Genomic DNA, 14208 nt, shown 5'->3' on the forward strand with positions numbered 1-14208 from the left:
CAGCATCGATTGGGGGAACAACATGAACGAAGATCGGCAAGCGGCAGTCGATTTCCTGAACAGCGCGCTTTCTCGTGAAACAAATTTGGAGAAGCTGCGGACGATTATCGGTCGGGCGCTGCCAAACATGTTGGACGAGTTCTATTCGGAAATCTCCAAGTCTCCAGTCGGCACGCTTTTTTCCGATCCCGCCCGCGTCGAACCGACCAAGGCCAAACAAGCCCAGCACTGGGAAGACCTGTTTGAAGACCGGATCTCGGAGGAGACATTCGCCCGTTCCAACTTTATCGGCGAAGTCCATCTGAAAAAGGGACTTTCACCGGATTGGTACATCACTGCCTACGGCTGGGTCCTGCTCAGGATCATTCCCGAAATCACCAGCAAATACCGCCTGAGCCGATCCGAGCTGAACGCGGCGCTTTCCACCCTCGTGGTCCGTTTCTTTTCCGACATGGCCGCCTCGCTGTCCGGATATCAAAATGCGGCCGTCCGCGAAGCTGTCGTGCAGGCGAAAGAAAAGAACATCGAAGCGCTCGGAAACCTGTCCAATTCCATCACCGACCTGAACAGCGTCACCCTGCAGCTCGCCTTCCTGCAGCGCAACTCCAATGACGTCGCGAGAAACGGCCAGGCAATCTCTTCTGCGGCGACGGAACTGGTTTCCTCGGTCGGGGAAATTTCCACGAACAGTGAATACGCAGCTCACGAAGCTCAGGAAAGCAACGATTCCGCAGCAGAAGGCAGAACAACCGTTCAACGTCTGTCACAAGTCATTACCGACATCTCCTCAGCTGTCGCGGAGACCTCCAACAGCGTGGATGAGCTTTCCGAGGCGTCCAACCAGATCGGGCAGATGCTGACGGTGATCGAAGGCATCGCCGAGCAGACCAACCTGCTGGCCCTCAACGCCACGATCGAGGCTGCGCGTGCGGGCGAAGCCGGCAAAGGCTTTGCCGTGGTCGCATCCGAAGTTAAGCAGCTTGCCAATCAGACGGCCAAGTCGACCGAGGATATAGCCGGACGTATTGCCGCTCTGCGTGAGGGGATGGCTCTGATCCAGCAGAACATGCAGACATCGACAAGTGCGGTTGCACAAAGCGAGGAAGCGATCGCCCAGACATCAGGGCAAATCGACCAGTTCGCCGAAAAGGCAGGCGGGGTCTCAACCCGCATGACCGAAATTTCCGGCATTCTTCTGCAACAAAAGACAGCCAGCGGAGAGATTGCCGAAAACATCGACAACGTGGCCCAGCTCGCCTCCGAGAGCGACCGTTTCGTTCACAGGATTTCGGAAGGCATGCAAAAGGCAACCGCCAGTTTCTTTGAAAACGCCCAGGAGCTGTTCGATGCTACGTCCCCGATCTCTCTGTGCTATATGGCGCGGATCGATCACGTGATGTTCAAGAAACGGGTGCTGGATGCCTGCATGGGATACGGGAACTGGCAAAGTGAGGAAGTTCCGGGTCACCATGATTGCCGGCTCGGAAAATGGTACGACAAGATCGACAACCCCGCGATCCGGAACATGCCTTCTTTCAGAGCTCTCGTGGAGCCTCACAAGATCGTTCATGCATCCGCCAAAGAGGCCCTCGAAGCTGCAGCCGTTGGCGACAAGGCCGGTTCCAGTGAAGCCTTGAAGAAAATGGACGATGCAAGCGCTGAAGTTCTGGATCTGCTCGATGAGCTGGCCACAGCGATTCGCACCCATGAAACCCAAAACAACAAAGCGGTCCAGCGGGGCGCGGTCGCTTGAAGCCAGAGGCGACCGATAGGCATCAGGGGGGCCATCAACGCTGATGGCCGCCGGCGGACGAGACTTCCGGCAGCCTATCGGCCCGCCCCCGGCACAAACCCGTCGGGATCCATAACAGGTGCGACATTGATCCGGCGGCGGTTGCGGAAGACCTGCCGGTCATGTCAGGTTTAGGCTCTCATCCAAGGACAAAATAAACCTCAGGGAGCCGGAGATGGCATTCGGATCAATTTCACAGCCAGGCACAGACGGGTCGGATCCCAGCACCGACTACACACTGGGTGAACGGATCTGCAAGGCACGCGATGCCGTCGGTCTGTCGACTGCGCAGCTTGCCAGGCGCCTCGGCATCAAGACATCCACCCTGCAGGGGTGGGAAAGCGACCGCTCCGAACCACGCTCCAACAAACTCGTCTTGCTTGCGGGCATCCTGAACGTCAGTCCGACATGGCTCCTGGTCGGTCGGGGCGCAGCCCCGATCCATGAAGACGAGGACGGCGCCAATCTGGAAACCGTACGGATCGCCCTCGACCGGATCCACAATCAGGCTCAGGCACTGGTGGAAGAGATCGAACGGCTGAGGCAACGGATCGACGGGGACGTCAGCTAGCCGATATCCCAGCGAGCTTACGCACCTCGTCGAGAATGAGGCGCGGGATCTCCATACCGTCGCGCTCCGCTTTCAGGCGGGCCTCGATGCGTCGGCTGCCGGGAAGGCGAGCGCCCTCCGCACCGGCCATGGCGGTCATCAGCGCCGCGATGCGCTCGCCATAGGCCCCGCCCGAAGACAGGCCGGGATCGATTGCAATGATCGTCTGGCCCAGATTGGGCGGCTCCCCTTCCCCCGAAAAAAGACCCGAGGCTTCGAAGGCGAAACTTGAACCGACGAGGGCCGCCGCCAATACCTCCACCATCATGGCAAGGGCTGCGCCCTTGGCGTCACCGATCGGCAGCATGGTCCCCTCCATGGCCGCGGACGCATCGGTGGTCGGATTGCCCTCCTTGTCGAGCGCCCAGCCCTCGGGGATTGCCCTACCCGCCTTTTCCGCCGCCATGATCTTGCCCTTGGCGACCCGGGAGACTGCCAGATCGATCACCAGAGACGGCTCTCCCGGCACAGGGGCGGCGAAGGCGATCGGGTTGGTGCCGAAAAGCGGCTCCTTTGCCCCCCAGGGAGCGATCGATTTCGGCGCATTGCCGAAAACGAGCGCGACAAGTCCCTGGTCCGCCAGGCGCTCGCAATGCAGCCCGCCCTGGCCGAAATGATGGGAACGCCGGACCGCGGCCATGGCGATACCGTTGGTCCGTGCCATATCCGGCAGGGCGTCGAGGGCAAGATCCAACGCCGGATAGGCAAAGCCGAAGGCGCCGTCGACCCGGATCAGGCTTGCGGTTACCTGTTCGTGCGATGGCTTGGCAAAACCGTCCACCTTTCCCGACCGCGCCTGCGCCGCGTAGGAGGGTACGCGGGACAGGCCATGGCCCGGCTGGCCGGCGGCTTCGGATGCAACCAGCGCGCCGGCGACCCGCGCGGCGATATCCGGCCCGGTCTTGTTGGCGATCAGAGCCGCCGTTGCAAGTTCCTGCGCAGCAGGAAGCGAAATCAGTTCTGTTTCGGCCATGGGTTTCCGGAACGTGCAGACAGATCAGGTGAAAGGACCTTCGCTCTATCACGACTTGCCCCTGCCTGCGACGGCTTTGATCCATCAGTGCCCGCGAATCCGACTTGCATGTCGCAGGCTGGTCCCTCTATCAAGTGACAACCCGTCATGCGGCCGCATGACCGTTCATCCGCAAACAAGTGCATTCGCGCCGAAGGGAGCAACAGATGAGTTTTGATCCGGCCTTGAAAAAGGAAGCCGTGTATGTCGCAGGCCAATGGATTGGTGCCGATAGCGGCGAAACCATCGAGGTTACCAATCCTGCGACCGGAGAGACCATCGGTACCGTCCCGAATTGCGGCCGCGCTGAGACTGCGCGCGCCATCGAAGCCGCACACCAGGCCTTCGGCTCCTGGAAAAAGATGACAGCGGAAGCCCGGTCGGGGCTGATGCAGAAGCTCTGCGACGAGATCATGGCCAATATCGACGATCTGGCCGAACTGCTGACGATCGAAATGGGCAAGCCGCTGGCCGAAGCCAAGGGCGAGATTGCCGGCGGTGTCAAATACATCCGCTTCTTCGCCGAGGAAGCCAAGCGCGTCTACGGCGATGTCGTCCCCTCTCCCTGGGGCGACCGGCGGATCCTGGTGACCAAGGAGCCGGTCGGAGTCGCAGGCGCGATCACTCCGTGGAACTTCCCGAACTCCATGATCGCGCGCAAGCTGGGCGCGGCTCTTGCCGCCGGCTGCACCATCGTGATCAAGCCGTCGGAATTCACTCCCTATTCCGCACTGATTTACGGCATCATGGCCGAAAAGGCGGGCATTCCGGCCGGCGTGATCAATATCCTGACCGGCGACGCCGCTGAAATCGGCGCGGAGATGTGCGAAAATCCGCACCTGCGCAAGATCACCTTCACCGGCTCCACCCGCGTCGGCAAGCTTCTGGCTTCCAACGCGGGCAAGCACATGAAGAAGATCTCCATGGAACTCGGCGGCAATGCGCCGTTCATCGTTTTCGACGACGCCGATCTCGACCGGGCGGTCGAAGGCGCTATCGCCTGCAAGTTCCGCAACTCCGGCCAGACCTGTGTCTGCGCCAACCGCCTCTATGTCCAGGCCGGCGTCTATGACGCCTTCGCCGCCAAGCTGAAGGCAGCCATCGAAGCGCAACTCAAGCCCGGCAATGGTCTGGAAGCAGGTATCACCCAGGGCCCGCTCATCAACGAAGCCGCTCTTGCCAAGGTCGATGCTCATGTGAGCGACGCGGTCGCCAAGGGCGGCACGGTCGCCACCGGCGGCAAGCGCTTCGGCAATGTGGGCACGTTCTTCGAACCGACGATGGTGACCGGCGCGACGGCCGACATGAAGGTCGCCCGTGAGGAAACCTTCGGTCCGCTTGCGGTCCTGTTCAAGTTCGACACGGAAGAAGAAGCGATCGAGCGGGCCAACGACACCGAATACGGGCTTGCCTGTTATTTCTACAGCCAGGATCTCGGCCGCGTCTTCCGGGTCATGGAAGGGCTCGAATACGGCCTTGTCGGCGTCAATGAGGGCGTGATCACCACCGAGGTCGCTCCCTTCGGCGGCGTAAAGGAAAGCGGCATCGGCAACGAAGGCTCCAAATACGGCCTCGATGACTACCTGAACGTCAAATATTCCTGTATCGGCGGTCTCGGTCTCTGAGGCGCAGCCCAATCAACTGAAAAGGCCGGGCAAATTGCCCGGCCTTTTTTGAAAGATCTACTGATTTCATACTAACCTGCTAAGCGGCCATCTTCAGCAGGCTTTCGATCTCCGAAGCGGGCACGGGCCGGCTATAGTAGTAGCCCTGACCGATCGTGCACCCGAGATCGAGCAGCATTTTCTGGTGTTCGGCCGTTTCAATGCCTTCTGCGACCACTGTCATTCCGAACGCCTCCGCCATATCGACCACCGCCTTGACGATCGCGATATTTGCCGGGTCCTTTTCCACATTCGCGACGAAACAACGGTCGATCTTGATCTTGGCAAAGGGGAATCTCAGGATGTAGCCGAGGCCGGAATAGCCGGTCCCGAAGTCATCCATCGCCAGCGAACAGCCAAGCTTGCGCAGTTTGGCAATCGGACTTGTCAGATCGATGCTTTCATCGATGAAGAGCGACTCGGTGACTTCCAGGTCCAGCCGCTCCGCGGCAAATCCGGTTTTCGCAAGTGCAGCTTTCACGGTGGTGGGCAGATCGCTGCGGGTCAATTGGACCGCGGAGACATTGACGGCCAGCCGAAGCGGCCGCGTCCACATGGCCGCATCGCGCATCGCCTGTTCCAGGACCCAGGCGCCAAGTTCGATAATGCGGCCGCTTTCCTCGGCAATACTGATGAATTCTACCGGCGAAATCATGCCAAGTTCGCTGTGCTTCCAGCGGATCAGCGCCTCGACGCCGACCAATTCTCCGGTCGCAAGGTCGACCTGCGGCTGATAAAGCATCCGCATTTCGTCGCGTTCCAGCGCCCTTGAGAGTTCGACTTCCAGCCTCTGACGGCGATGAACGCCGTCTTCCATGGTCTTGTCGAACCCCACGATCTCGGTCGCCAGGCCGGTCTGCGCCCTCGACAGGGCATTTCGCGCCTGACGCAGCAATGTGTCGGGATCCTCGATTTCGCCGAAAGCAATCGTGTAACCGACGTTGACGGTAACCGGGACCCGGTTTCCACCGATATCGTATTCCGTCGCGACGGCATCGCGCAGGCGGAGCGCAAAGTCGCCCGGCGCGGCGGACGTGTCATCGATCCACGCCAGGCACGCGAAGCTGTCATCCCCGATCGATGCCGCAAGATCGTTTGTTTCCAGGAACCCGGTCAACTCGCGGGCGATTTTTTTCCGCAGCCTGTCCGTATAGGAGAACCCGAGGGACGCGGTGATCCTGTCCAGGTCCCTCACGGAGAAAATCGCAAGGATACAGGGCTTTTGCTGCAAGTTCATCGGCAGAAGGTGTTCCGCAATGCCGTCGACGAAACTGTTTCTGTTCAACAGCCCTGTCAGAGGCTCGTATTTTGCCAGATAAGCAAGTTTTTCGTTTGCCAACCGTTCTTCCGTGACATCCCGGCAAGTCAGAGAGGCCAGCGACACCGCCCCGTGCTCGTTGACCCCCTCGTCCGAGATATCGAGGTGCGAAGACCCCGTCGCGATGAATTCGATTATCCTCGGTTCGCCGGACTTGTCGTTCAGCTTCACGGTTTTCATTTCCGGTTTAGCCGCTGGGCCTTGATGATCGAAAACGTCCGAGGCTCCGGCAACCATTTCGGCAGGCAGATAATCGGACGCCATCACTCCGGGTTTCAATCCGGGCGGAAACATGCTGATCGCGGTCCGGCTTGCCGCAACGATTTTGCGATCGGAATTGATTACGACGATGGCATCGAAACTGTCGTCAAAGACCTGCCCGAGCATGCGCCGGGTGTTCTGGGTCTGGGCGCGTGCGATCCGCAACAGAAACTGGTGAAAACCGATCTGCTTCAGCACCAGATGCAACCCTGCGAGCAGGAGCGCCAGCTGGGCCGGGCCGGTCTGCAGAATGAGGGGATAGCGGGATTGGATCACCAGACCGGTCAGTTCCAGGCCGACGGAGATGGCTGCCAGAGCCGCGAGGCGCTTTTTCCAACTGGTGCCGATCGCAAGGATCAGGGGAAATGCAAGAACAAGCGCAAGAGCGAGAAGCCGGTCGCCATTCGTCAGGGAAAGCGCCCTGTTCTGGAGGATGGATTCACCGGCAATGGCCTGGATGACACTTCCCGGAAGCATGCCGTAGACGGGAACCGGGAAAATGTCCCTCAGTTCCTGTGCGCTCGCACCGACGACGACCTTCTTTCCCTGGAACGTACCTTCGGGAACACTGCCCTTCAGGACGTCCGTAAAAGAAACCGTCGTCAGCCTAGACGGGTTGATACTGTAGTCGATCCAGAACATGTCACCCGACGCGTCAGGTGCATCTCCAAGCAAGGCAGAGAGGGAAAGCTCCGGAACTCCGTCGACCGCCTGTCCCCTATAGCTGCGCCAGACCCGGCTGTCGGTCTCGATCGGAACGCTGACAACGACCGGCCATGACACGTCCAGGAAACGGTCTATCGGCCGATTGACCATCATGTCGACGCCATCGGAATGGGTTTGATGTGACTTTTGAGAGAACATCGCCAGGCTGACGATCCCGTTGGCCCGTTCCATTGCGGATGCAAAAGCCGCATCATCTTCGGCATTGCTGTCAGCGCTGAAGTCAATATCGAAGGCGATCTGTTCTGCCCCGTCGCCGACGAGCCTGTCCACCATGTCGCCATACAGGCGGCGAGGCCATGGCCAGACCCCGACGTCGGACAGGCTTTGCGCATCGATATCGACGATAACAATTTTGCCCGTCGGTTCCCGTTCCAGCAATTCAAAGCGAAGCCCGGTCAGAAACCGGGTCATACCCGCAGTAATACCAGTGGCGTTACACAGAAGGACTGTCAGTGCGATGCCGCACAGAACGGCAACGGCCGGCACCAGGGAGCCACGGTGACGACCGGACGCAAGGGATGAAACGGACGAGAAAAAGGACCTCACCCCCGATCATCTCCCATTGCCATTGCCATTGCCGTTGCCGTTACCGTTGCTATTCCCGAAGGCATTGCCGTTGCTGTTACTGCTGCTGCCGTTGCTATTTCCGTTGGCGTTGCCGTTGCTACCGCTATTTCCGTTGCTGTTCCCGTTGGCGTTGCCGCTGTTCCCGTTGCTGTTGCCGTTTCCGTTCCCGTTGCTATTTCCGTTTCCGTTTCCGTTGCCGTTCCCGTTGCTATTTCCGTTTCCGTTTCCGTTTCCGTTGCCGTTTCCGTTGCCGTTCCCGTTGCTATTACCGTTTCCGTTGCCGTTTCCGTTGCCGTTCCCGTTTCCGTTGCCGTTCCCGTTGCTATTTCCGTTTCCGTTGCTGTTGCCGTTCGCGTTTCCGCTGTTGCTGCTGGCGTTTCCACGGCTGGCGGCATTCGCCGCGGCGGCCGCGGCCGCATTTGCGGGCACATTTTTCATTGCCGGGGTGGCGAATGCCGGAGCCCGTGCCGGCCCTGTGCGCACGGACGGCGCGGGACTGCCGGAGACCGACAGGCCGACCTTGTTTCCGGGCGCAGTCGAAGCGGCCTGGCCGGGGCCAACCTGGGCAACATCACCGCTCGCAAAGTCGCCAACCTCGACCAATCCCCGTTCGACATCGACGCTCGCGGAATTGGACGTGACGTTCACGCCGAACTTGGTCCCCTTGACCACTGCGGCAAGAAAAGGCGTTTCGACCGAAAAATGCGGATGCGCTCTCTTGTCGACATCGATCACCAGGTTGCCGGTCTTCTGCAGCAAGGTCGTCCAGCCGGCATTGCTGCGATATTTGGAAAGGGCAAAGGTGGTTTTGGGCCCGACCTGGATGGTTTCCCGGCCACGCGAGAGCATCGCCCGTGAACCGCTCTTCGTGGCGATGGTGTAACCAGGATTGAGCACCATGCCCTTCTGGGCACGCGTCGCCTTAACCCCTGGAGCGACGACATAAACGGTGCCGGAGACCCGCGCCAAAACCCAATCGGCGGCAAAAGCCGGAGCAGAAACCGACAAGAGCAAAGTCAGCGAAATTATGGCCGCCAGCAGATGGCGACACCGCTCAACAACGGCACCACAGAGTTTGCACCCCTCGGGCAGTTCCGCATTTTTTACTATGGAGAAAGCGAATATGAACACAGCAGCCACACCTTTTACAGGCATTAATTGGCAAAAACTCTAAGGTTCACCGCTTAACATGAGATGAAAATATTTCGCTAAAATTTTCCGGAACCCCGTATTTGCATCGCGAAACCCTAAGGGAGTGCGCGCTATAGTTTTATCAATCAAAAACACGCGCAACCAAATTCTCCAAAGAATTTGCTCAGGAAGAACAAAGCGTGTGGCACGCCAACCTATACTACCGAATGCGATGTATTTCTCTGACCAGTGGTTATGCGACGGCCGATCTCAGTTCCGTTTCGATTTCTCGAAACAGTTCCACTTCGTTGATGTTCATCTGTTCAATGCCACAGTGGACCGCATTGATAAAAACAGCGTGTTCCCTGCCATCATAGAAAAACTGAGTCCGAATCCCGGCAGCCTTGGCTGCGGCGACCCGTTCGGCGGTCAGGTTGTCGACGTGGAATTCCAGAATATGCGCGTCGAGCGCGATCGCTCTTTCAACCGAACCGACATGGGAAAACAGGACCATCCTGCGGAAGTCGGGAACCTTGGCGCGGGTCTCCGCCCGGATGGATTGTTCGAATGAAAAAGTCCAGGCGGTCTGCAGCATGCCGCGAGCGGCGAGCATGTCCCGCACCCGTGCCGGATCCGCCATCTTGATCTCCGCATAGGCGGCAATCCGTCCGGCGCAGGCATCCAAGAAATCCGTCAGTCGCGGAACCTTCTGGCCTGCGAATTCCGGCGAAAACCAAGTCCCCGCATCCAGTTGGTCGATCTGAAAGGACGTCAGGTCTGCAATCCGCCCCGTTCCGTTGGTGGTGCGGTCGACCGTTTCGTCGTGGATCACATAAAGCACATCGTCCTTGCTGGTGCGGATGTCGAATTCGACCACATCCGCCCCCATGTCTATCGCCCCGATCAGGGCAGCGATGGTGTTTTCCGGTGCCTTCAGACAGGCGCCTCTGTGGCAAACGATGACGGCTTTTTTCACGTTGTGATCTCCTGTCCCCGCACCGGTCGCACAAGGCTTGATTGATGGGACTGTTCTTGGCACAGCATCCGGAGCTTGCTGATTGAATCGCTGAAAAGAAGATAGATTTGAGTGCCCGATTTTCTTGATGAATTCATGACAGGCGAAGGCAAGACGCGGGAATTTGCCGAAATTTTGAGCGATTTCCAGAACCCGGCCCTCGCTGCGGCGCCTCCCTGGGCGCAGGTTTCTGCGCCCTCATCTTCACGCCCACGACACGTTCTCGACTGTTTCCAATCAGTGAACAGACAGTAAAATTGTTTCTTTCATTGGACGTATTAATTAGCGACTGAGCGCCCCTTCCGGGACGTTACGTCATCTAAACCAGAGGTTTGAACATGATCCGCCCTGCAAGCATTTTTGTGGCCCTCGTCGCTCTGACGGGTGCCGCGGTCGCCGAGCCGACCGAATACGCATTCGACAAGTCCCACGCCAACCTGTCGTTTTCCTACAATCATCTTGGCTTTTCCACGACCGACGGCCGTTTCGGCGAATGGGAAGGAAAGCTGATCATCGACCAGGAAAATCCGTCGAACTCCTCCGTCGAATTCGTGATCGACGTCGCCAGCATGGACACGTTCTTCCCGGACCGTAACAAGCACTTCCTCAGCGCGGATTTCTTCGACGCCGAGAAATTCCCACAAGCCACCTTCAAGAGCACCAAGGTGGAAAAGACCGGCGACAACACGCTGAAAGTCACCGGCGACCTGACCATCAAGGACATCACCAAGCCGGTGACCCTCGATGTCAACGTCACCACGCTGGGCGAACACCCGATGGCGAAGAAGCCGGCTGCCGGCTTTGCCGTGACCGGGATCGTGAAGCGCTCCGACTACGGCATGGACATGTACGTGCCTTACGTGGGTGACGACGTCACCGTGGTCTTCCACGGCGAAACCCTGCAGGCGGCGACAACCAACTAAGCCCTTTGCGGACCGGCCCCGCCTCCCTCGGGGCCGGTCTTTTCAACAAAGGCCAGTCTTTTCACTCAAGGAGTGTGCAATGATCCGCAATACGCCTGGCGGGTACGGTCGTGTGGCCATCGCCTTTCACTGGTCCATGGCCGTCCTGATCATTTTCATGCTGGCGCTCGGGCTTTACATGCACGAACTGCCGCAAACGGATCCGGCGACTTTCCGCCTTTACCAGTTGCACAAGTCCGTCGGTTTCGTCGTTCTGGCGCTTGCCGTTCTTCGCCTTCTATGGCGGCTCATGAACCCGGCACCGAAGCTTCCCGACACGATGAAGCCCTGGGAACGTCTCGCTGCCCATGCAGGACACATCGGACTTTACGTCCTGATGTTCGCTTTACCGTTGTCCGGCTGGCTGATGGTATCCGCATCTCCGTGGAACATTCCCACGATCCTGTTCGATGTCCTGCCGATTCCGCACCTGCCTGTGCCGGAAGCACTCGGCCCGAAGGCAGAGGCCGAAGCCACGCTCAAGACCGTTCATGCGCTTGGCGCCTACGCTTTGATCGGCCTGCTCGTCGCCCATATCGGGGCCGCCCTGAAACACCACTTCATTGAACGCGATGAAACCCTCCGCCGGATGGTTTCGACCGCCCCGGCGAAAAGCGCCTCGTGACCTCATCCAAGGATAATTCCGATGCATCTGAAACATCATGCGATCGCGGCGCTTGCCCTCTTCGCAACGGCCTTCGCGCACCCCGCTTTCGCCGACAGCTGGACCGTCGACAAGGACAAGAGCAGTCTTTCCTTTGAAGTGGCCCAGGGAGAAGAAACCGTCACCGGTTCCTTCTCCACGTGGGACGCTGCGATCGACTTCGACCCGGCAGCCCCGGAACAGGCCAAAATCAAGGCCACCATCGAAACCGGCAGTGCCGCTACCGGCAGCGCCCAGTTCGACGGCATGCTGCCGGGCCCGGACTTTTTCGATGCCGCCGGTTTTCCGCAGGCCGTGTTCCAGACAGACAAGGTCACGGCCCTCGGCGGCGACGCCTATCAGGCCGAAGGCACGCTGACCATCCGCGACATCAGCCAACCGGTCACGCTGGATTTCACCCTGACAATCACCGGCGACACGGCGGTCGCGGACGGAACGGCGACGATCAGTCGGACCGCCCACAAGGTCGGCTCCAGCGTGGCGACCAGCACACTTGCCGATGCGGTCAAGGTGAAGCTGGATCTGACGGCCACGCGCTGACATTTTCCGAAGTTTCGACCAAGGTTGACGACCGGAGCGCTTGGCGTTTCCGGTCGTTTTGCGTAAAAGACCTCCAGACTGATCCAGCCCCGGTCGACGCTTCCCTGCGCCGGACGCCAGAGCCAGAAAGACCTTGAGACCCATGAACGCTCCCCTGACACCGCCCGACTACAAGCACAGCAGCCTGTTTCCGCTTTCGAAGGACACCACGCCCTACCGCAAGCTGACTTCGGATTACGTGAAGACGGCCGAGTTCAACGGTGAGGAGGTGCTGGTGGTGGAGCGTGAAGGCATGCGGCTTCTGGCCGAGGAAGCCTTCAAGGACATCAACCACTATCTGCGCCCCGGCCACCTGGAACAGCTCAAGAAGATCCTGGACGATCCGGAAGCGACTGAGAACGACAAGTTCGTCGCCTTCGACCTTCTGAAGAACGCCAGCATTTCCTCTGCCGGCGTGCTGCCCATGTGCCAGGACACCGGCACGGCCATCGTCATGGGCAAGAAGGGCCGCCGGGTCTGGACCGACGGCTCCGATGAAGCCGCCCTCGGCGAAGGGTCGCGCGATGCCTATTTCAAGAAGAACCTGCGCTACTCGCAGCTCGCGCCGCTGTCGATGTTTGAGGAAAAGAACACCGCCAACAACATGCCGGCGCAGATCGAGCTCTACTCGGAGGGCGAAGACGCCTACAAGTTCCTGTTCATGGCCAAGGGCGGCGGCTCGGCCAACAAGACCTTCCTGTTCCAGGGCACGCCTTCCCTTCTGACCCACGACCGGCTGATCGAGTTCCTGAAGGAAAAGATCCTGACGCTCGGAACGGCCGCGTGCCCGCCCTATCACCTGGCGATCGTCATCGGCGGCACCTCGGCGGAGATGAACCTGAAGACGGTCAAGCTCGCGTCCGCGCGCTATCTCGACAACCTGCCGACGGCGGGCTCCGAGTTGGGCCATGCCTTCCGCGACCTCGCCATGGAAGAGGAAATCCACAAGCTGACCCAGGCGACCGGCGTCGGCGCCCAGTTCGGCGGCAAGTATTTCTGCCACGACGTTCGCGTCATCCGCCTTCCGCGCCACGGCGCTTCGCTGCCGATCGGGATCGGCGTGTCCTGTTCCGCCGACCGCCAGGCGGTAGGCAAGATCACCAAGGACGGTATTTTCCTGGAGCAGCTCGAGATGCATCCGGAAAAATATATGCCGGAAGTGACCGACGAGCATCTGTCCGACCAGGTCGTCAAGATCGACCTGACCAAGCCGATGCCGGAAATCCTTGCAGAACTGACCAAACATCCGATCAAGACCCGCCTGTCGCTGACCGGCCCGCTGATCGTGGCGCGCGACCTTGCCCACTCCAAGCTGCGCGAACGGCTTGAAGCCGGCGAGCCCCTGCCCGATTACGTCAAGAACCACCCGATCTATTACGCCGGCCCTGCCAAGACCCCGGAAGGCATGCCGTCCGGATCGTTCGGCCCGACCACGGCCGGCCGCATGGACGCCTATGTGGACCAGTTCCAGGCCGCAGGCGGCTCCATGGTGATGCTGGCCAAGGGCAACCGGTCGCCGCAGGTGCGCCGTGCCTGCCAGGCCCATGGCGGCTTCTATCTCGGCTCGATCGGCGGCCCGGCCGCGCGCCTTGCCCAGGACTGCATCAAATCGGTGGAATGCGTCGAATATCCGGAGCTCGGCATGGAAGCGATCTGGAAGATCGAGGTCGAGGACTTCCCCGCCTTCATCGTCGTCGACGACAAGGGCAACGACTTCTTCAAGGAACTGAACCTGGGCTGAGGTTCACCCGGGATCGCTCTGAAAATGAAACACCCGCCGACTGGAGAGCCGGCGGGTGTTCGATATTTGCCTGAACTCTCGCCTTCTCCGGCAGCCCTGAATTTCTTGAGACGCTCCGCCTACCGGGGCGCCAGACCAAACAGGCGGGCTTTGGAATCTCGTTGCA

At 59.7% G+C, this 14208-nt stretch carries 11 protein-coding genes; 7 read left to right on the plus strand and 4 right to left on the minus strand.

Features of this window, described 5'->3' with window-relative positions; translation table 11 throughout:
- Nucleotides 1–22: 22 nt before the first annotated feature.
- Together ABIN98_RS20945 and ABIN98_RS20950 are read left to right on the plus strand one after the other, a co-directional pair.
- Nucleotides 23–1753, plus strand: a complete 1731-nt coding sequence (locus ABIN98_RS20945; RefSeq protein ID WP_346912756.1) for a methyl-accepting chemotaxis protein — start codon at nt 23–25, stop codon at nt 1751–1753.
- Nucleotides 1754–1967: 214 nt separating this feature from the next.
- Entirely contained in the window at nt 1968–2363 is a 396-nt protein-coding gene (locus tag ABIN98_RS20950; protein ID WP_346912758.1) for a helix-turn-helix domain-containing protein, read from the plus strand.
- On the opposite strand, the gene ABIN98_RS20955 is transcribed toward ABIN98_RS20950, so the two are convergent.
- Nucleotides 2356–3375, minus strand: coding sequence for an Ldh family oxidoreductase (locus ABIN98_RS20955; protein ID WP_346912760.1), 1020 nt, complete (start codon nt 3373–3375; stop codon nt 2356–2358). The genes ABIN98_RS20950 and ABIN98_RS20955 overlap by 8 nt on opposite strands.
- A 206-nt stretch (nt 3376–3581) precedes the next feature.
- Here ABIN98_RS20955 and ABIN98_RS20960 point away from each other — a divergent pair, with 206 nt between their 5' ends.
- Complete coding sequence (locus ABIN98_RS20960) at nt 3582–5039, plus strand: NAD-dependent succinate-semialdehyde dehydrogenase (RefSeq protein ID WP_346912762.1); 1458 nt, start codon at nt 3582–3584, stop codon at nt 5037–5039.
- 79 nt (nt 5040–5118) lie between these two features.
- On the opposite strand, the gene ABIN98_RS20965 is transcribed toward ABIN98_RS20960, so the two are convergent.
- From ABIN98_RS20965 to ABIN98_RS20975, 3 genes are all read right to left on the minus strand, one after another.
- Nucleotides 5119–7929, minus strand: a complete 2811-nt coding sequence (locus tag ABIN98_RS20965) for an EAL domain-containing protein (RefSeq protein ID WP_346912764.1) — start codon at nt 7927–7929, stop codon at nt 5119–5121.
- Between the two features lie 6 nt (nt 7930–7935).
- Nucleotides 7936–9105 (minus strand): FecR family protein, encoded by a 1170-nt coding sequence (locus tag ABIN98_RS20970; RefSeq protein ID WP_346912766.1) that lies wholly within the window; start codon nt 9103–9105, stop codon nt 7936–7938.
- Between the two features lie 229 nt (nt 9106–9334).
- Entirely contained in the window at nt 9335–10057 is a 723-nt protein-coding gene (locus tag ABIN98_RS20975; RefSeq protein WP_346912768.1) for a glycerophosphodiester phosphodiesterase family protein, read from the minus strand.
- Nucleotides 10058–10434: 377 nt separating this feature from the next.
- Between ABIN98_RS20975 and ABIN98_RS20980 the strand changes: the two genes are divergently transcribed.
- The 4 genes from ABIN98_RS20980 (at nt 10435) to ABIN98_RS20995 (ending at nt 14042) form a co-directional block, all read left to right on the plus strand.
- Nucleotides 10435–11019, plus strand: a complete 585-nt coding sequence (locus ABIN98_RS20980; RefSeq protein WP_346912770.1) for a YceI family protein — start codon at nt 10435–10437, stop codon at nt 11017–11019.
- A gap of 79 nt (nt 11020–11098) precedes the next feature.
- Nucleotides 11099–11683 (plus strand): cytochrome b, encoded by a 585-nt coding sequence (locus ABIN98_RS20985; protein WP_346912771.1) that lies wholly within the window; start codon nt 11099–11101, stop codon nt 11681–11683.
- Between the two features lie 21 nt (nt 11684–11704).
- Nucleotides 11705–12262, plus strand: a complete 558-nt coding sequence (locus tag ABIN98_RS20990; protein WP_346912773.1) for a YceI family protein — start codon at nt 11705–11707, stop codon at nt 12260–12262.
- Between the two features lie 142 nt (nt 12263–12404).
- Nucleotides 12405–14042 (plus strand): fumarate hydratase, encoded by a 1638-nt coding sequence (locus tag ABIN98_RS20995; protein WP_346912775.1) that lies wholly within the window; start codon nt 12405–12407, stop codon nt 14040–14042.
- The last annotated feature ends 166 nt before the right edge of the window (nt 14043–14208 follow it).

Origin of the sequence: uncultured Roseibium sp. (assembly GCF_963675095.2) — a bacterium.
GTDB lineage: Bacteria > Pseudomonadota > Alphaproteobacteria > Rhizobiales > Stappiaceae > Roseibium.

Excerpts from the sequence above, each read along its gene's own strand:
- ABIN98_RS20945 (WP_346912756.1), top strand. The coding sequence starts at position 23 with ATGAACGAAGATCGGCAAGCGGCAGTCGATTTCCTGAACAGCGCGCTT.
- ABIN98_RS20950 (WP_346912758.1), top strand. The coding sequence starts at position 1,968 with ATGGCATTCGGATCAATTTCACAGCCAGGCACAGACGGGTCGGATCCC.
- ABIN98_RS20955 (WP_346912760.1), bottom strand. The coding sequence starts at position 3,375 with ATGGCCGAAACAGAACTGATTTCGCTTCCTGCTGCGCAGGAACTTGCA.
- ABIN98_RS20960 (WP_346912762.1), top strand. The coding sequence starts at position 3,582 with ATGAGTTTTGATCCGGCCTTGAAAAAGGAAGCCGTGTATGTCGCAGGC.
- ABIN98_RS20970 (WP_346912766.1), bottom strand. The coding sequence starts at position 9,105 with ATGCCTGTAAAAGGTGTGGCTGCTGTGTTCATATTCGCTTTCTCCATA.
- ABIN98_RS20980 (WP_346912770.1), top strand. The coding sequence starts at position 10,435 with ATGATCCGCCCTGCAAGCATTTTTGTGGCCCTCGTCGCTCTGACGGGT.
- ABIN98_RS20985 (WP_346912771.1), top strand. The coding sequence starts at position 11,099 with ATGATCCGCAATACGCCTGGCGGGTACGGTCGTGTGGCCATCGCCTTT.
- ABIN98_RS20990 (WP_346912773.1), top strand. The coding sequence starts at position 11,705 with ATGCATCTGAAACATCATGCGATCGCGGCGCTTGCCCTCTTCGCAACG.
- ABIN98_RS20995 (WP_346912775.1), top strand. The coding sequence starts at position 12,405 with ATGAACGCTCCCCTGACACCGCCCGACTACAAGCACAGCAGCCTGTTT.